Origin of the sequence: Streptomyces sp. SID486, from assembly GCF_009865385.1 — a bacterium.
Taxonomy (GTDB): Bacteria; Actinomycetota; Actinomycetes; order Streptomycetales; family Streptomycetaceae; genus Streptomyces.
The window spans coordinates 14,839-32,841 of record NZ_WWJT01000747.1 but is presented as its reverse complement, the minus strand read 5'-3'; the positions used below and the strand labels follow the sequence as shown (position 1 = coordinate 32,841).

General features: G+C 72.9%; 13 protein-coding genes and 1 pseudogene. 12 read left to right on the top strand and 2 right to left on the bottom strand.

Annotated features, from left to right (window positions below; translation table 11 throughout):
• Together GT045_RS34655 and GT045_RS34650 are read left to right on the top strand one after the other, a co-directional pair.
• A pseudogene (locus GT045_RS34655) lies at positions 1–291 on the top strand (MFS transporter); the annotation flags it as partial.
• Between the two features lie 100 nt (positions 292–391).
• Positions 392–1,582: an acyl-CoA dehydrogenase family protein gene (locus GT045_RS34650; protein WP_161291771.1), complete on the top strand. Its 1,191-nt coding sequence runs from the start codon at positions 392–394 to the stop codon at positions 1,580–1,582.
• A gap of 36 nt (positions 1,583–1,618) precedes the next feature.
• Here GT045_RS34650 and GT045_RS34645 read toward each other — a convergent pair whose 3' ends face one another.
• Entirely contained in the window at positions 1,619–2,056 is a 438-nt protein-coding gene (locus GT045_RS34645; protein ID WP_161291769.1) for a cell division protein SepF, read from the bottom strand.
• A gap of 266 nt (positions 2,057–2,322) precedes the next feature.
• Between GT045_RS34645 and GT045_RS34640 the strand changes: the two genes are divergently transcribed.
• On the top strand, positions 2,323–3,672 hold the full coding sequence (locus GT045_RS34640; protein WP_345942847.1) for a DUF5685 family protein: 1,350 nt from the start codon (positions 2,323–2,325) through the stop codon (positions 3,670–3,672).
• A 35-nt stretch (positions 3,673–3,707) separates the two neighbouring features.
• Here the strand turns inward: GT045_RS34640 and GT045_RS34635 are convergent, their stop codons facing one another.
• Entirely contained in the window at positions 3,708–4,655 is a 948-nt protein-coding gene (locus GT045_RS34635) for an ABC transporter substrate-binding protein (protein ID WP_161292879.1), read from the bottom strand.
• A 421-nt stretch (positions 4,656–5,076) separates the two neighbouring features.
• Between GT045_RS34635 and GT045_RS34630 the strand changes: the two genes are divergently transcribed.
• From GT045_RS34630 to GT045_RS34590, 9 genes are all read left to right on the top strand, one after another.
• A complete protein-coding gene (locus GT045_RS34630; protein WP_161336622.1) occupies positions 5,077–5,934 on the top strand; it encodes an amino acid ABC transporter permease in 858 nt (285 codons plus the stop codon).
• Positions 5,931–7,691 carry an FAD/NAD(P)-binding protein gene (locus tag GT045_RS34625; RefSeq protein ID WP_161336621.1) on the top strand — a complete coding sequence of 587 codons (1,761 nt, stop codon included), beginning with the start codon at positions 5,931–5,933 and terminating at the stop codon, positions 7,689–7,691. The genes GT045_RS34630 and GT045_RS34625 overlap by 4 nt, the downstream gene beginning before the upstream one ends.
• Entirely contained in the window at positions 7,688–8,449 is a 762-nt protein-coding gene (locus tag GT045_RS34620) for an amino acid ABC transporter ATP-binding protein (RefSeq protein ID WP_161336620.1), read from the top strand. The genes GT045_RS34625 and GT045_RS34620 overlap by 4 nt, the downstream gene beginning before the upstream one ends.
• Before the next feature lie 307 nt (positions 8,450–8,756).
• Positions 8,757–9,890, top strand: coding sequence for an LLM class flavin-dependent oxidoreductase (locus GT045_RS34615; RefSeq protein ID WP_345942846.1), 1,134 nt, complete (start codon positions 8,757–8,759; stop codon positions 9,888–9,890).
• Between the two features lie 65 nt (positions 9,891–9,955).
• Positions 9,956–10,753, top strand: a complete 798-nt coding sequence (locus GT045_RS34610) for a DUF1684 domain-containing protein (protein ID WP_161290984.1) — start codon at positions 9,956–9,958, stop codon at positions 10,751–10,753.
• A gap of 270 nt (positions 10,754–11,023) precedes the next feature.
• Entirely contained in the window at positions 11,024–11,923 is a 900-nt protein-coding gene (locus GT045_RS34605; RefSeq protein ID WP_161290986.1) for a S1 family peptidase, read from the top strand.
• Between the two features lie 295 nt (positions 11,924–12,218).
• Positions 12,219–13,301, top strand: a complete 1,083-nt coding sequence (locus GT045_RS34600; protein WP_161336619.1) for a S1 family peptidase — start codon at positions 12,219–12,221, stop codon at positions 13,299–13,301.
• Between the two features lie 196 nt (positions 13,302–13,497).
• Positions 13,498–17,016, top strand: a complete 3,519-nt coding sequence (locus GT045_RS34595) for a DNA polymerase III subunit alpha (RefSeq protein ID WP_161336618.1) — start codon at positions 13,498–13,500, stop codon at positions 17,014–17,016.
• On the top strand, positions 17,013–17,987 hold the full coding sequence (locus GT045_RS34590; RefSeq protein WP_161336617.1) for a hypothetical protein: 975 nt from the start codon (positions 17,013–17,015) through the stop codon (positions 17,985–17,987). Before GT045_RS34595 ends, GT045_RS34590 begins: the two co-directional genes overlap by 4 nt.
• Positions 17,988–18,003: the final 16 nt, after the last annotated feature.

The following is an 18,003-nucleotide window of genomic DNA, read 5'->3' as shown; positions in this document are numbered from 1 at the left end:
GCCGCGGCCGGCCACTCGCTCGGCGAGGCGTACCAGGTGGCGGGCCGGCTCGGCGGGACGGCCGGGGCCGCGCTGCGCCGGGCGGCCCGGGACTCCTTCGTGCACGGGCTGCACGTGACGCTGCTGGTCAGCGCGGGGCTGCTGCTGCTGGGCGCGGTGATGGCGCTGCGGCTGCCGCGGGTCATGAGTTGCGGCGAGGAGCGGTCCCCGGGCGAGGTGGAGCTGCCGGCGCCCCGGGAGGCGGAGGCCAGGGCCGGGGCGGCGGCCGGGAAGCCGCGGGTCACGGCCTGACCTCCTCTGGACGTGCGGGACACTGCACCGTAACGTCGGCCGGAGATCCGAAACTAGCGCTGCTAGTTTCACCGCTGTCCCGTGTTCCGGAGGGTGCCCCATGACCGCGTCCGCGAAGCTGCCACCGTTCGATGCCACCGACCCGCTCGGCATCGACGACCTGCTGGAGCCGGAGGACCTGGCCGTCCGGGACACCGTGCGCGGCTGGGCGGCCGACCGCGTGCTGCCGTACGTCGCCGACTGGTACGAGAAGGGCGAGCTGCCCGGCATCCGTGATCTCGCGCGCGAACTCGGCTCCCTCGGCGCCCTCGGCATGTCCCTCACCGGATACGGCTGCGCGGGCGCGAGCGCCGTGCAGTACGGACTGGCCTGCCTGGAGCTGGAGGCGGCCGACTCGGGCATCCGGTCCCTGGTCTCGGTGCAGGGCTCCCTCGCGATGTACGCCGTCCACCGGTTCGGCAGCGAGGAGCAGAAGCAGGAGTGGCTGCCGCGCATGGCCGCCGGCGAGGTGATCGGCTGCTTCGGGCTGACCGAGCCCGACCACGGCTCCGACCCGGCCGCCATGCGCACCCACGCCAAGCGGGACGGTGACGACTGGGTGCTGAACGGGCGCAAGATGTGGATCACCAACGGCTCGGTCGCCGGGGTGGCCGTGGTCTGGGCGCGGACGGAGGAGGGCATCCGCGGCTTCGTCGTGCCCACCGACAGCCCCGGCTTCTCGGCGCCGGAGATCAAGCACAAGTGGTCCTTGCGCGCCTCCGTCACCAGTGAGCTGGTCATGGACGACGTCCGGCTGCCCGGCTCGGCCGTCCTGCCGGAGGTCACCGGACTGCGCGGCCCGCTCAGCTGCCTCTCGCACGCCCGGTACGGCATCGTCTGGGGTGCCATGGGCGCCGCCCGCAGCAGTTTCGAGGCGGCCCTCGACTACGCGAGGTCGCGGGAGCAGTTCGGGCGGCCCATCGGCGGTTTCCAGCTCACCCAGGCCAAGCTGGCCGACATGGCGGTGGAGCTGCACAAGGGCATCCTGCTCGCCCACCACCTCGGGCGCCGGATGGACGCCGGCCGCCTGCGTCCCGAGCAGGTCAGCTTCGGCAAGCTCAACAACGTCCGCGAGGCCATCGACATCTGCCGGACGGCACGGACGATCCTCGGCGCCAACGGCATCTCCCTGGAGTACCCGGTGATGCGGCACGCGACCAACCTGGAGTCGGTGCTCACCTACGAGGGCACCGTCGAGATGCACCAGCTCGTGCTGGGCAAGGCACTCACCGGGCTCGACGCCTTCCGGTGAGCCCCGTAGGGGGCAGGGCCGGTGAGCGGCCCTGCCTCAGCTCTGGTTGAAGAAGCCGTCCGAGCGGTGCGCGGACGCCTCACCGCTGATGATCTCGGTGTCGGCCGGGGTCAGCAGGAACACACGGTTGGACACGCGGTCGATCGAACCGCGCAGACCGAAGATGAGCCCCGCCGCGAAGTCCACGACCCGCTTGGCGTCGCCGGGCTCCATGTTGGTGAGGTTCATGATGACCGGGACGCCGTCCCGGAACAGCTCGCCGATGGCGCGGGCGTCCCGGAAGCTGTCCGGGGTGACCGTGCCGATCCGGCGGCCCTTCTCCTCGGCCGTGTCCGTGGCCACCTTCACCCGCGGGTCGGTGACCCAGGCGTCCCCGGGCTCGGTGCCCTCGGAGTAGTCGTCGTCGTAATAGCGCTCGTCATCGTTGTCGTCGACGAGGCCGAGCCATGCACTCGCCTTGCGTACCGATCCCATGGACGCCTCCTCTCACAGCGGTCTTTCTTGCTTTCCGCATCCCTATGGTCATCCATGATGCGGACGGCGCGCCAAGTGGATAGACGCCGCGCGGGGGGTTTGTGACGGTACTGGTGCACAGCCGATCCGTCGAGAGTCCTTGTGCCCCAAGGGTCGCGACTCATACGGCTGCTGACTGAGAGTGAAATATGATTGTCAGCGGCGGACGGGTGATGCCCGGTGCGTACGGGTGAACGCCAACGTCGTATCACAGTACGGGGGATGTTGTGTTCGGAATCGTCAGACCCTGCTCCCACCGGCTCGGCGAGAGACTCAAAGCCGACTGGATGGCTCACTTGTGCGGGCTCTGCCTGGCGCTGCGCCGGGACCACGGTCAGTTCGCACGGCTCGTCACGAACTACGACGGGCTGTTGGTCTCGGTTCTGACAGAGGCTCAGAACGGCCCGGTCAGCGGCACGCGCCGGACGGCGGGGCCGTGCGCGCTGCGCGGCATGCGGACCGCTTCCGTCGCACAGGGTGACGGAGCACGGCTCGCCGCCGCCGTCTCGCTGGTGCTCGCCTCGGCGAAGGTCCGCGACCATGTCGCCGACCGGGACGGACTGCTGGCCCGCGGACCGGCCGCCGCCGCGGCGCGCCGGGTGGCCGCGGGCTGGGGCCGGGCCGGGGAGCGCGGCGGGGCGGCGGTGGGGTTCGACACCGCCGTCCTGGTCGACGCGGTCGACCGGCAGCTCGGCATCGAGACCCTGGCCGGCCCCGGCACCCCGATCCTCACGGTCACGGAGCCGACCGAGACGGCGACCGCCGCGGCCTTCGCACACACCGCCGTGCTGGCCGGGCGGCCGGGCAACGCCGTGCCCCTGGCAGAGGCCGGGCGGCTCTTCGGGCGGCTCGCCCATCTGCTGGACGCCGTGCAGGACCAGGGTGCTGACGCGCTGTCGGGTGCCTGGAACCCCCTCACGGCCACCGGCACCACCCTCGCCGAGGCGCGCCGGCTCGCCGACGACGCCCTGCACGGCATCCGGCTCGCCCTGCGCGAGTGCGCGTTCCGCGAGAGCGGGCTCGTCCACCTCCTGCTCGTCCACGAACTGCGGCGCTCCGTGGACCGGGCGTTCGGCACGGCACCGGTGTGCGCGGCGCATCAGCCGGGGACGCCGCAGGGGCCGTACGGTCCGGGGACGCCGCAGCCGCAGGGGCCGTACGGTCCGGGGACGCCGCAGGGGCCGTACGGCGCCGGTGGCCCGCAGGCGGGGGGAGGCCCCTATGGCGCCGGAAATCCCTATGCCACCGGCAATCCGTATAGCGACGGCATTCCCGGTGCGGGCGCCTATCCGCAGGCGGGCGGCGGTCACCCCGGCGGCGGGGGCGGATTTGGCGGGGGCGGGTTCGGCGGGGGATTCGGGCCCGAGCCCGCCAAGGGCAAGCGCGGTTTCTGGGCGGGCTGCGGAATGTTCTTCGCGCTCTTCTGCTCCTGCAAAATGTGCTGCGCCGAGGAATACGAGGGTCCCTGGTCGCGGAAGAAGCGCAGCGGATGCTGTCAGTCGTGCGACTGCTCCTGCCCCGGTGGCTGTGACGGTTGCGACTGCTGTGACTGCTGCTGCCCCTGCGACGGTTGCTAGATGCTGCCGGTTCCTCAGTTCCGCCGGCCCGAACGCTAGTTCTTCAGTTCCGGCGGGCTGATCCGTGACTTCTTGATCGCCGAGCCCGACGTGCCCCACTTTTCGAGAATCCGGTCGTAGGTGCCGTCCGCGAGCAGCTTGTTGACCGCCGCCTGGAAGGCCGGCGCCAGTCTGGTGCCCTTCTTGAAGGCGAAGCCGACGTCCAGGCGGTGGTACTCGTTGAGGAACTTCAGCCCCTGCTGGTGCGCGACGGCGTAGCGCAGGCCGTTGATCGTGGACATCACCACGTCGCTGCGGCCCTGCTGGAGCGAGGACCAGATCGCGCTCTGCTCGGCGTAGGTCTGCACCTGGTACGCCTTCTTGCCCGCGTCGGCGCACACGTGCTTGTTCTGCTCCAGCGTGGCCTCGAACGTCGTGCCGGCGTTGGTCGCGACGTTCAGTCCGCACAGCTGCTTCAGATCGGTGATCTTCGCGAGCTTGCTGTCCTCGCGGGTGGCGAAGCCCTGGCCGTCGTTGATGTAGGTGACGAAGTCGATGGTTCTGCGACGCTCGTCCGTCACCCCGAAGTTGCTCGCGCCGAAGTCGTACTTACCGCTGTCCAGGGCGGGCAGGATCGCCTCGAAGCTCGCCTGCTCCACCTTCAGTCCGACGCCGAGCACCCGGGCGACCGCCTTGGTGAAGTCGACGTCCTGGCCGGTCAGGGTCGTGCCGTCGGCGAGGTAGGTGGTGCCGGGCGGGGTGCCGCCGACGCTGACCGCGACGGTGAGGCTGGTGGTGCCGGCGGGCAGCAGTCCGGCCGCTGCCCGGTCCTTCCGCACGGCGGAGACGACGTCGGTGGTGGGCACCTCCCCGTTCTTGGCCGCCACACCGGGGGCGTCCGCACCGCCCGTGCCACCGGCCCCCGAACCGCAGGCGGTGAGCAGCAGAGCGGCCGAGGTGATGACGGCAAAGGATGTGAAATGACGATAAAAGGGCGTACGCATCGGTCAGCGGTCTCCTGAAGCAGAAGGAGGTAACGGGAACGCGAGGGGAGGGGGTGCGCGTGTGAAGGCGGCGAAGCAGAAGAGCGGAGGAGCGGGAGAACGCGAGCAGGCCCGCCCGTCAGGGCAGGCGCGCGCAGGGGGTCAGCTCAACAGGAACAGGACCACACACGACCGAAGTCGATGTGGGAGCGGGTGACCAGCCACTGCTGCGGATGCATGGGCCAAGTGGAACAGGCATCCGGTTCCGCGTCAACCGACTTGAGATCTACCGCTCACAGTACGGACAGCCTTGACAGCGGACCGAAACGCCCCCGTACTCTCGACGCACGGCCCTGCTGAGGGGCTCGGCCGTGGCGCGCCGCGCGGCGCGCCCGTGTGAAGGCATCACCCGTATCGACGACTCGCGTCACGGAGCCTTCGCATGTCATCCGACACCCTCGCCAAAGTTCCCACCGCACCGGAGATACCCGAGCCGGCGGACGCCCCGCGGATCGTCCCGCAGCGCCGCTACGGCCAGTGGGCGGCGGCCGTGGCCGTCCTCGTCCTGCTCGGGTTCGCCGTCAACTCCGTCCTGCGCAACGAGGCGTTCCAATGGGACGTCGTCGCCGAGTACTTCACCTCGGACTCCGTCCTGCGGGGACTGTGGCTCACCCTGTGGCTGACCGCGGTGGTGATGGTCCTCGGCTTCGCCCTCGGCACCCTGATCGCGGCTTTCCGGCTGTCCGCCAACCCCGTGCTGCGCGCGGTCGGCTGGGGCTACGTGTGGCTGTTCCGCTCCATCCCGATCCTGGTTCAGCTGCTGCTGTGGTTCAACATCGGCGCGCTGTACCCGCAGGTGCTCGGCGTGAGGACCGTCGACCTGCTCAGCCCGGTCGCCGTCGCCGTCGTCGGCCTCACCCTGCACGAGGCCGCGTTCGCCGCCGAGGTCGTCCGGGGCGGCATCCTCTCCGTCGACCGCGGCCAGATCGAGGCCGCCCAGGCGCTCGGCCTGAGCCGGTCGCGGCGCTGGTGGCGGATCGTACTGCCGCAGGCGATGCGCTCCATCGTGCCGCCCGCCGCGAACATGCTGATCGGCACCCTCAAGGGCACCTCGATCGTCAGCGTCATCGCCGTCAACGACCTGCTGTTCTCCACCCAGTTGATCTACCACCGCACGTACCAGGTGATCCCGCTGCTGATGGTCGCCACCGTCTGGTACGCCGTGGTCACCTCGCTGCTCGGCGTCGGCCAGTACTACGTCGAGAAGCGGTACGCGCGCGGCACGGAGCACGCCCGATGAGGCAGCAGCTGGTGATCGTGGGTGCCGGACCGCGGGGGACCGGCATCCTCGAACGCGTCGCCGCCAACGCGCCCGCCCTGTACGGCGGACCGGGTCTCGACATCCATCTCGTCGACCCCCACCCGCCGGGCGGCGGACGCATCTGGCGGCAGGCGCAGTCACCGCTGCTGTGGATGAACTCGCACGCCGAGGACGTCACCATGTTCACCGACGAGACGGTGGCCATGGCCGGCCCGGTGCGCGAGGGCCCCACCCTGCACGAGTGGGCCGAGCTGCACGGCCGCACCTTCGCCGACCGGCAGCTCCAGGGCCGCTATCTGGCCTGGGTGTACGAACGGGCCCTGGCCGAGCTGCCCCCGGACGTCACCGTCCACCACCACCCGCGGCGCGCCCTGCGGATCAGCGGCCCGGACGAGGGCCGCCAGCAGGTGTGGCTGGAAGGCCGCCCGCGCCCGCTCCTCGCCGACCTGGTGATCCTCGCCGTGGGCCATCTCGACGGCGAACTCGACGCCGAACAGGCGCGGCTGGCCGCCTACGCCCGGGAGCACGGCCTGGTACACCTGCCCCCCGACTTCACCGCGGACAGCGACCTCTGTGCGCTGAAGGCCGGCGAACCCGTCCTCGTCCGCGGCTTCGGACTGGCCTTCGTCGACCTGATGGTGCTGCTCACCGAGGGGCGCGGCGGCCGGTACGAGGGAGAGACGTACCTCCCCTCCGGACGCGAGCCGGTGCTGTACGTCGGCTCGCGGCGCGGAGTGCCGTATCACTCGAAGATCGGCTACGACTGGACCGGCGACCGCCCGCCGCTGCCCCGCTTCCTCGGCCCCGCCGAGGTGGAGGAACTGCTGGCCAGACCCGGTGGGTTCGACTTCCGGCGCGATGTGTGGCCCCTGATCGAGAAGGAGCTGGGCTTCGCCCACTACCACCGGCTGTTCACCGCCCACCCCGGCCGTACGACGATGGCCTGGGCGGACTTCGAGGAGAAGTACGCGGCGGCCGGCGGCCCGGACGAGACCCGGGCGCTGGTCTCCGGCGCCGTTCCGGACCCGGCCGACCGCCTCGACCTCGCCGCGCTCGACCGCCCGCTGGACGCGGTGCGCCACGCCTCCCACGACGACTTCCAGAAGGCGCTCGAGGACTACATCGAGGCGGACCTGAACCGCAGACACGATCCCTCCCACAGCCCGGACCTGGCCGTCTTCCTCGGGCTGCTCTCCGTCTACGGGCAGCTGGTGCGGCTCGGGGACATCGGGACCTGGTGGCACGGGTTCTTCAGCTACCTCGCCTCCGGGCCGCCCGGACCCCGGCTGCGGCAGATGCTCGCGCTGTCCCGGGCCGGTGTGCTCCGCTTCGTCGGGGCCGGCATGGCCGTCACCGCCGAGGACGGCGTGTTCCGGGCCACCAGTGCCACCGTGCCGGGCTTCGGCGTCGAGGCCCGCGCGCTGGTGGAGGCCCGGCTGCCCGAACCCACCGTCGGGCGGACCCGCGACAGCCTGCTGCGCGAACTGCACGCCGACGGGGCCGCCGAGACCCCCGACGGGCTGCTCCGGGTGGACCCGGGCGACGGCCGGATCCTCGACCGCACCGGGCGCCCGCACCCGCGCCGCTTCGCCCTCGGCCCGTACACCGACGCCCGGGCTCCCGGTGCGTTCACCCGCCCGCGCACCGGTGGACCCGCGTTCCGGCAGAACGACGCGACCGTCCGGGCGGTACTGACCTTCCTGACCGCCTCCTACGCAAAGGAACTCGCCCGATGAGCGTCATGGTCGACATCCGGTCCGTGCACAAGAGCTTCGGCTCGCTCGACGTCCTCAGAGGCATCGACCTCCAGGTGGCCACCGGGGAGGTCACCGTCGTGCTCGGCCCCTCCGGCTCCGGCAAGTCCACGCTGCTGCGCACCATCAACCACCTGGAGAAGGTGGACCGGGGCGAGATCAGCGTGGACGGCGCGCTGATGGGATACCGGCGCGCCGGGGACCGGCTGTACGAGCTGCCCGAGCGCGAGGTGCTCCGGCAGCGCACCCGGATCGGCTTCGTCTTCCAGAACTTCAACCTCTTCCCCCACCTCACCGTCCTCGACAACGTCGTCGAGGCACCGGTGTCCGCGCTGAAGCGGTCCCGGAAGGAGGTCGTGGAGCGCGCGCACCGGCTGCTGGAGCGGGTCGGACTCGGGGACAAGGCCGACGCCTATCCGCGGCAGCTGTCCGGCGGGCAGCAGCAGCGGGTCGCCATCGCGCGGGCGCTCGCGCTGGAACCGCGGCTGCTGCTGTTCGACGAGCCGACGTCCGCGCTCGACCCCGAGCTGGTGGGGGAGGTGCTGGACGTCATCCGGGACCTCGCGGCACAGGGAACCACGATGATCGTCGTCACGCACGAGATCGCGTTCGCCCGGGAGGTCGCCGACACGGTGGTGTTCATGGCCGACGGACGGATCGTGGAGCAGGGGACGCCGGAGGAGGTGCTGGGCGCTCCACGGGAGGAGCGGACCCGGTCGTTCCTGGCGAAGGTGCTGTGAGGGTGCGGGCCGGGAAAGCGGGAGTCCGGAGGGCGCGGGCCGAGTCCGTGGGGAGGGCGCGGGCCGGGAGGGCACGGGCGATGGACGCGGGGACCGGGAGGGTGCGAGGCGAAGGCGCGGGGACCGGGAGGGTGCGGGGCGAAGGCGCGGGGACCGGGAGGGTGCGGGGCGAAGGCGCGGGGACCGGGAGGGTGCGGGGCGAAGGCGCGGGGACCGGGAGGGTGCAGGGCGAAGGCGCGGGGCGCGCGGGGAAGCGGTGCCGTGCGCGGTGGCCGGGTGGCACAGCGGAGAGGGCCGGGGTGGCGTCGTGAGCGCCCGGTACGGCGGGCTGCTGCACCTCGCCGCCGCCCTCGACCAGCCGGGCGCGCCCGGCACCGAGTCCTTCGTCGAGCTGGCGCGGCTCGCCGAGCGCGGCGGGCTGGACTTCGTGACCCTGGACGACTCCGCCGCCCGGCCCGGGGCCGACGCGCTCGGCGTGCTGTGCCGGGTGGCACCCGCGACCCGGCGGATCGGGCTGGTACCGACGGTCACCACCGCCGACCCCGAGCCCCTCCGGGCCCAGGGCGCCGTCGCCACCCTGGACCGGCTCAGCCGGGGCCGGGCCGGCTGGCGGCTCGATCTCGGCGCCCCGGGCCGGTCGTTCGAGGGGGAGGCGGTCCCGGACCGGTGGTTCGAAGGGGAGGCGGCTCCGGGTCGGTGGTTCGAAGGGGAGGCGGTCCCGGGCCGGTCGCTCGGAGGGGAGGCGGTCCCGGGGCGGTCGTTCGAGGGGGAGGCGGTGCAGGGGCGGTCGTTCGGAGGGGCGGCGGGTACGGGTGGGTTGTCCGGCGGGGGCCGGCCGCGGTGGGGCGACTTCACCGGTGGCGCCTTCCCGGGGCAGGACCCGCCGGCCGCGCCCCGGCCGCCGCAGGGGCGTCCCGTCCACGTGGTCGACGTCACCGACGACCACGCCCGCACGGTCGCCGCCCGGTACGCCGACGTGGCGCTGGTGCGCGCCACCACCCCGGTGCAGGCCGCCGGTGAACGGGACCGACTGCTGGAGCAGGCGGGCTCGTTCGGGCGGCGGCCGGGCTCGGCACGGATCCTGGTGAGCCTGCTGGTGGACCTCGGTGACGGTGAGCGGGCGGCCCAGCCCGGACACGGCGGCGGCGGTCCGCGGCCCACCGGGCGGGGCCCGCTGTACCGGGGCGGACCGGTCGACCTCGCGGAGTTGATCGCCGCCTGGCACGCCGCCGGTGTCGCCGACGGCTTCCATCTCGTCCCCGTCGAACCGCGCCGCGATCTGGAGCGGCTGGTCAACGGCACGGCGGCGCTGCTCCAGCACCGGGGTCTGTTCCGGACCTTCTACCCGGGCAGCACCCTGCGCGAGCACCTGGGCCTTCCCCGGCCCGTCACCCCGTACGCGACGAGCGGGGCCACGCTGACCACGACTGACCGCATCTGACCACAGCTGAACAGAGTTGGACCACGGCTGACGACAGCCGACCACAGAGACAAGGAACCGAACGCATGACGACGGACGCCCCCGACGCCTGGAAGCAGTGGCACGAGAGGCGCGCGGAGACGGTATCGGCGCCCTACGGGCCGCTCGCGCTGACCGCGACGCACTGGCTCGAGGACCATCCGGAGGGTCGACTTCCGGACATTCCCGGGAACTGGGTGGCCGACAAGGAGGGGGTGGTGCTCACCGCCACCGAAGCCGACGGCCTGACCCTGGACGGGCGGCCTTTCTCGGGGAAGGCCGAACTGGCCGCGGACACCGGCCCGGAGGCCGGGGCACGGGTGGCGTCGGGCGCGAAGCGGCTGGTCGTCCTGGTGCGCGAGGGAGTCTGGGGAGTACGGGTGTACGACCCCGGGTCCGCCACCCGGCGCGCCTTCCGGGGCATCGAGGCGGACCCCTACGACCCCCGATGGTCGGTGCCGGGGCGATTCGCACCGTACGACGGCACGCGCACCGTACGGCTCGGCAACGCGGACGGCCGTGAGCGCGGGTTCGCGCTCGCCGGCGAACTCACCTTCCCGCTGGCCGGCCGGGAGCACACGCTGAAGGTGGCGCAGCAGGCGGACGGGACGCTGTGGGCGGTGTTCGCCGACGCCACCAGCGGTGACACCAGCTTCCGGTTCCGGTTCCTCTTCCCGCAGGCACCGGACGCCGAGGGGCGCACGACCGTCGACTTCAACCGGGCCCAGCTCCCGCCGTGCGCCTTCGCCGACCACTTCCTCTGCCCCCTCCCGGCCCCCGGCAACACGCTGGACGTGCCGGTGGAGGCGGGGGAGCGCCGGCCGGGCTGGAACCGGTCCGAGTGATTCTGGCGGCCCCGGACGGCACCGGCCCGGCCCGGCCCGCAGCCGCCCGGGGCCGGAGCCGCGGAGGGGCGGCGCCGGCGCGTGTTGGTGCGTTCGGGTGCTTCCGGGGCGACGGCCGAAAGGCACCCTTGTGCCGACCGGCCGTTCGGCCGAATACTCCCCCCAGCGCTTGTCAGGGGCATGCGTATTCGAATCCGGTCGGGTCCCTGGCTGCGCCTCACGGGCCCCGACCCCACGCGGGCCCCCGACTTCCCTTGGAGGGAACGAAACGTGAGGATCAAGCGCACCACTCCCCATGGCGGCACCGCGAGACGGACCCGGCTGACGGCCGTGGCCACCGGCTTCCTGGCCGCCGCGGCGTTCGCCGCCCCCACTGCGAACGCCAGCGACGCCCCCACGTTCAGCGCCACCCAGCTCACCAAGGCGAGCGACTCCGTCCTCAAGGCCGACATCCCCGGTACGGCCTGGGCGGTGGACGGCAAGTCCAACCGTGTCGTGGTCACCGTCGACAGCACGGTGTCCAAGGCCGAGATCGCCAGGATCAGGCAGCAGGCCGGCGGCGACGCGGGCGCGCTCACCATCAAGCACACCCCCGGCAAGTTCAAGAAGCTGATCACCGGCGGGGACGCCATCTACGGCGGCTCCTACCGCTGCTCGCTCGGCTTCAACGTGCACAGCGGCAGCACGTACTACTTCCTGACCGCCGGCCACTGCGGCGAGGTCGCCTCCACGTGGTACAGCAACTCCAGTAAGACCACGGTGCTCGGCACGAACGTGGGCTACAGCTTCCCGGGCAACGACTTCGCTCTGGTGCGGTACACCAACTCCTCCGTCGCGCACCCGAGTGCGGTGGGCAGCCAGACCATCAGCAGCGCGGCCACCCCGTCCGTGGGGACGACCGTCTACCGGCGCGGTTCCACCACCGGCACGCACAGCGGCCGGGTCACCGCCCTCAACGCCACCGTCAACTACGGCAGCGGTGACGTCGTCTCCGGTCTGATCCAGACCACGGTCTGCGCCGAGGGCGGCGACAGCGGCGGCCCGCTCTACGGTGGCAGCGTGGCCTACGGCCTGACCTCCGGCGGCAGCGGCAACTGCAGCTCCGGCGGCACGACCTTCTTCCAGCCGGTGACCGAGGCACTGAGCTACTACGGCGTCACCCTGCCCTGACGACGACGCGGTCGGCACCACGAGGCCCCCGTACGCGACCCGCGTGCGGGGGCCTCGGCATGGCGTGTATGCGTCCCCCGCAAGGGCGATTTTCGGCCATGGCTGACGGGTGGGTGTGGTTACTTGTGCGTCGTTTGCAGTGCGGAACGGGCGCGTAAGCCCTCTTCGTGCGCGTCCGGAAGTCGACCTTGTGTGCTCCCTGTGCGGTTCGGAAGAGTGGGCGCCCGTCAACCAGCCTTCCGGCCCGTCAGGTCCCCACAACCTGCGTGGCCGACCCCCCACAGGAGGACGTGAGTTGAAGCACCGACGCATACCCGGGCGGCGTGCCGCCATCGCGGGCGGCGGAATAGCCGCACTGGTCGCAGCGGGTGTCACCTTGCAGAATGCGAACGCCAGCGAACCCGCTCCGTCCACCCCGCAGCTGCGGGTCCTGTCCGCTCCGGCGGCCGGGGAGCTCGCCGCCGGTCTCACCGCGGACCTCGGCGCCGGTGCGGCGGGCAGCTACTACGACGCCCGCGCGAAGAGCCTCGTCGTCAACGTGCTCGACCAGCGCACGGCCAGGACCGTCGAGGCGGCCGGGGCCAAGGCCAGAATCGTCGCCAACTCGATGGCCGAACTGGGCGAGGCGCACGCCACGCTGAAGGCGGACGCGACCATCCCGGGCACCTCCTGGGCCACCGACCCGGTCACCGACAAGGTCGTGGTCACCGCCGACCGGACGGTGTCCGGTGCCGCGTGGGCCAAGCTGGCCAAGGTGGTCGACGGACTCGGCGGCACGGCCGAACTCAAACGCTCGCACGGGCGGTTCAAGCCCTTCGTCGCGGGCGGCGACGCCATCACCGGCTCCGGCGGGCGCTGCTCCCTGGGCTTCAACGTGGTCAAGGGCGGGCAGCCGTACTTCCTGACCGCCGGGCACTGCACCGCGTCCATCTCCAGCTGGTCGGACTCCTCCGGCAGGACCATCGGCACGAACGAGCGGTCCAGCTTCCCGGGCGACGACTACGGCCTGGTCAAGTACACGGCCGAGGTCGACCACCCGAGCGCGGTCGACCTCTACGACGGCTCCAGCCGGCAGATCACCGGCGCCGTCGAGGCCACCGTGGGCATGAAGGTCACCCGCAGCGGTTCCACCACCCAGGTCCACGACGGCACGGTCACCGGCCTGAGCGCCACCGTCAACTACTCCGAGGGCACGGTGAGCGGCCTGATCCAGACCGACGTGTGCGCCGAGCCCGGCGACAGCGGCGGCTCGCTGTTCTCGGGTGACAAGGCCGTCGGCCTGACCTCCGGCGGCAGCGGCGACTGCACCTCCGGCGGGGAGACCTTCTTCCAGCCGGTCACCGAGGCGCTGTCCGCCACGGGAACGCAGATCGGCTAGCCCCGGTCACCGTCCGAAGCCCCGCCCCGGGCCGTCCGGGGCGGGGCTTCGCCATGCGGTCCCGACGGTGTTTGCGCAGGTCGGAGGCGCTCGAACCGATGTCGTACACGTGTTCGAGAATGGGGGTATGGTGGAGGAGGAAGTTGGGAACTGATGTTCGAGAGCCGTTCGGGGCTCACGACTGCGGGAGGTGTGTGTGCCGGGCTTCGCGCATCTGCACACCGTCTCCGGGTTCTCCCTGAGGTACGGGGCGTCCCATCCGGAGCGGCTGGCCGAGCGCGCCTCCGAGCGGGGCATGGACGCCCTCGCCCTGACCGACCGGGACACCCTCGCCGGGACCGTCCGCTTCGCCAAGGCGTGCGCCGGGTCGGGCGTGCGTCCGCTGTTCGGGGTGAACCTGGCGGTGGCGGCCGAGGAGGCCGCGCCGCGGGAGAGGCGCCGTACCCCCGTGCGCGGCGGTGCCTTCGTGGACGAGTCGGCCCCCCGGGTGACCTTCCTCGCCCGGGACGGCGCCCGCGGGTGGGCCGACCTGTGCCGGCTGGTCACGGCGGCGCACGCGGCCGGGCCGACCCCGCTGCTGCCCTGGGCCGGCAACCACGGCGACGGCCTGCTGGTCCTGCTCGGACCGGGGTCGGACGTCGGGCGCGCGCTCGCCGCCGGACGGCCCGACCGGGCGGCACGGCTGCTCGCCCCCTGGCGTGAGGTCCACGGCGACGCGCTGCGGCTGGAAGCCGTCTGGCACGGCCGGACGGGCACCGGGCCCGGCTCCCTGCGGCTGGCCGCCCGTACCGTCGGATTCGCCGCCGAGCAGGGAGTGCGCCCGGTGCTCAGCAACGCCGTCCGGTACGCCGATCCCGGTCAGGGGCCGGTCGCCGACGTGCTGGACGCCGCGCGCCGCCTGGTGCCGATCGACCCCCGTGCGGAGCTGGACTCCGGCGAGGCGTGGCTGAAGGACGCGCAGGCCATGCTCCAGGTCGCCGAACGGGTGGTGGAGGCCGCCGGGTACCGGCGGGACACCGCCCACCGGCTGCTGGAGCAGACCCGGGCCACCGCCGCCGAGTGCCGGGTCGACCCCGAGGGCGACCTCGGCATCGGCACCGTCCACTTCCCCGAGCCCCACCTCGTCGGCGCCGGCCGGCGCACCGCGCAGCGGGCCCTCGCCTCCCGGGCGGCCGCCGGGATGCTGCGGCTCGGCTACGGCGACCGGCGCGCGTACTGGGAGCGGATGCACCAGGAGCTGGACATCATCGGCCATCACGGTTTCGGCTCCTACTTCCTGACGGTCGCCCAAGTGGTGGACGACGTAAGGGAGATGGGCATCCGGGTGGCGGCACGCGGGTCCGGTGCCGGATCGCTCGTCAACCATCTGCTCGGGATCGCGCACGCCGATCCGGTCGAGCACGGGCTGCTGATGGAGCGCTTCCTGTCCAAGGAGCGCGTGGTGCTGCCCGACATCGACATCGACGTGGAGTCCGCGCGCCGGCTGGAGGTGTACCGGGCGATCATCGACCGGTTCGGCACGGAGCGGGTGGCGACGGTCTCCATGCCGGAGACCTACCGGGTGCGGCACGCGATCCGTGACGTGGGTGCCGCCCTGTCCATGGACCCCGCCGAGATCGACCGGGTCGCCAAGTCCTTCCCGCACATCCGGGCCCGCGACGCCCGGGCGGCACTGGAGGAGCTGCCCGAACTGAAGCGGCTCGCGGGGGAGAAGGAGAGGTACGGCAGGCTGTGGGAGCTGGTGGAGGCCCTCGACGCCCTGCCGCGCGGGATCGCCATGCACCCGTGCGGGGTGCTCCTTTCCGACGCCTCCCTGCTCGCCCGTACGCCGGTGGTGCCGACCAGCGGGGAGGGGCTGCCCATGGCGCAGTTCGACAAGGAGGACGTGGAGGACCTCGGGCTGCTCAAACTGGATGTGCTGGGCGTGCGGATGCAGTCGGCGATGGCGCACGCGGTCGCCGAGGTGGAGCGGGCGACCGGGGAGCGCGTCGACCTGGACGCGGTCGCCCCGGGGGACCCGGAGACCTACCGGCTGATCCGGTCCGCCGAGACGCTGGGCTGCTTCCAGATCGAGTCGCCGGGCCAGCGGGACCTGGTGGGACGCCTCCAGCCGGACGGCTTCCACGACCTGGTCGTCGACATCTCCCTGTTCCGGCCCGGCCCGGTCGCCGCCGACATGGTGCGGCCCTTCATCGAGGCGCGGCACGGGCGGGCGCCGGTGCGCTACCCGCACCCGGACCTGGAGGAACCGCTGCGCGGGACGTACGGGGTCGTCGTCTTCCATGAGCAGATCATCGACATCGTCGCCATCATGACCGGCTGCGGCCGGGGCGAGGCCGACCGGGTGCGGCGCGGGCTGTCCGACCCGGAGTCGCAGGGGCGGATCAGGGTGTGGTTCGCCCAGCGGTCGGCGGCCCGTGGCTACGGCGCGGAGACGATCCAGCGGACCTGGGAGATCGTCGAGGCGTTCGGGTCGTACGGCTTCTGCAAGGCGCACGCCGTCGCCTTCGCCGTGCCCACCTACCAGTCGGCGTGGCTGAAGACGCATCACCCGGCCGCCTTCTACGCCGGGCTGCTCACGCACGACCCCGGGATGTACCCGAAGCGGCTGCTGCTGGCGGACGCCCGGCGGCGCGGGGTGCCGATCCTGCCGCTGGACGTCAACGTCTCCGGGGTCGCACACAGGATCGAACTGGTGTCTGAATCGTCGAAGGTGTGGGGACTGCGGCTCGCCCTGTCCGACGTGCACGGCATCAGCGAGGCCGAGGCGCGGCGGATCGCGGACGGGCAGCCGTACGCCTCCCTGCTGGACTTCTGGGAGCGGGCCCGGCCCAGCAGGCCGCTGGCCGGACGGCTCGCCCAGGTGGGCGCGCTGGACGCGTTCGGTGCCAACCGCCGTGATCTGCAACTGCACCTGACCGAGCTGCACCGGGGGGCCCGGGGCGGTGGCGGGGGACAGCTGCCGCTGGCCGGGGGCCGGAAGACGGCCCCGGCCGGCCTGCCCGACCTGACGTCGGCGGAGCGGCTCAGCGCCGAGCTGGGCGTGCTGTCCATGGACGCCTCGCGCAATCTGATGGACGACCACCGGGAGTTCCTCCAGGAACTGGGCGTGGTCTCCGCACGCCGGCTGCGTGAGGCCCGGCACGGGGAGACCGTGCTGGTCGCGGGCGCCAAGGCGGCCACCCAGACCCCGCCGATCCGCTCCGGCAAGCGCGTCATCTTCTCCACCCTGGACGACGGCACGGGCCTGGTCGACCTCGCGTTCTTCGACGACTCGCACGACGCCTGCGCCCACACCGTCTTCCACTCCTGGCTGCTGCTGGTGCGCGGAGTGGTGCAGCGGCGCGGCCCGCGCAGCCTCAGCGTGGTGGGCGCCGCCGCCTGGAACCTCGCCGAACTGGTGGAGGTGCGGCGGGAGGAGGGGCTCGACGGGGTCGCGGCCCGGCTGGCCGAACCGGCCGGCCCGGCCGTGGACGGCCCCCCGGAGAGCGACGACGGCGGTCCCTCCCGGGCCCGGCTCGCCGGTTCCGACGGGCTGCCCGCGCCGGCCGGCTCCGCGGCCCGTGACCCGGTGCGGGGCCGGACGATCCGCATGCCCACCGGGTACGAGATGCACCCCTGGGCCGATCTGCGCCCCGCGGGCCAGGACGCCGCGGCGCAAGGGCCGGCGGCGATGAGGAAGTTGTGGCACCAGAGTCCGGGGAGTGCGGGATGACCATCCTCTGCGTACGTTTCCAGCTGCCGCCGATGTACGAGGCGGCCCTGCCGGGGCTGCTCGGCCTGCTGGAGGAGTTCACGCCGGTCGTGGAGGCGCTGCCGCCGGACGGGGCGCTGGCCGATCTGCGCGGCGCCGAGCGGTACTTCGGTCGCAGCGCGGTGGAACTGGCCGCGGTGATCCGGGTGCGGGCCCTCGCGCGGTACGGCGTCGACTGCGCGATCGGCGCCGGCCCCGGCCCGATGCTGGCCCGCGTGGCGCTGCGCGACGCCCGGCCCGGGGTGACCCGCGCGGTGCCCGAGGACCCGGACGGCATCGCGGAGTTCCTCGCCGGGCGTCCGGTGACCGCGCTGCCGGGCGTCGGCACGGCGACCGCCCGCACCCTGGGCGAGTACGGCCTGGACACCCTGGGCCTGGTCGCCGCCGCGCCGCTCTCCACGCTCCAGCGGCTGATCGGCGCGAAGGCCGGCCGAGAGCTGCGTGAGCGGGCGGGCGGTCTTGACCGCGGCCGGGTCGTGCCGAACGCCGTCTCGCGGTCGCTGACGACGGAACGGACCTTCGGCCTCGACGAGCTGGACCCCGGACGCCACCGCAAGGCGCTGCTGTCGGCCGCCGAGGAGATCGGCACCCGGCTGCGCGCGGTGGAGAAGGTCTGCCGCACCCTGACCCTGACCGTGCGGTACGCCGACCGCTCCGCGACCACCCGCAGCCGCGCCCTGGCGGAGCCGACCGCGCACTCGGCGGCCCTGACCGGGGCGGCCTACGGCATGTACGAGGCGCTCGGCCTGCAACGCGCCCGGGTCCGCGCGCTCGCCCTGCGCGCGGAGAACCTGACCCCCGCCGACCGGGCCGCCCACCAGCTCACCTTCGACCCCGTGGACGAGAAGGTCCGCCGTATCGAGGAGGCGGCGGACCGTGCGCGAGCCAGGTTCGGGCCGCGGGCGGTGATGCCGGGCACCCTGGCGGCCTGACCGCCGCCCGGGGCGC

Bases quoted from the DNA above. Each gene is read 5' to 3' on its own strand.
- GT045_RS34650 (WP_161291771.1), top strand. From the start codon at position 392: ATGACCGCGTCCGCGAAGCTGCCACCGTTCGATGCCACCGACCCGCTC.
- GT045_RS34645 (WP_161291769.1), bottom strand. From the start codon at position 2,056: ATGGGATCGGTACGCAAGGCGAGTGCATGGCTCGGCCTCGTCGACGAC.
- GT045_RS34635 (WP_161292879.1), bottom strand. From the start codon at position 4,655: ATGCGTACGCCCTTTTATCGTCATTTCACATCCTTTGCCGTCATCACC.
- GT045_RS34630 (WP_161336622.1), top strand. From the start codon at position 5,077: ATGTCATCCGACACCCTCGCCAAAGTTCCCACCGCACCGGAGATACCC.
- GT045_RS34625 (WP_161336621.1), top strand. From the start codon at position 5,931: ATGAGGCAGCAGCTGGTGATCGTGGGTGCCGGACCGCGGGGGACCGGC.
- GT045_RS34620 (WP_161336620.1), top strand. From the start codon at position 7,688: ATGAGCGTCATGGTCGACATCCGGTCCGTGCACAAGAGCTTCGGCTCG.
- GT045_RS34610 (WP_161290984.1), top strand. From the start codon at position 9,956: ATGACGACGGACGCCCCCGACGCCTGGAAGCAGTGGCACGAGAGGCGC.
- GT045_RS34590 (WP_161336617.1), top strand. From the start codon at position 17,013: ATGACCATCCTCTGCGTACGTTTCCAGCTGCCGCCGATGTACGAGGCG.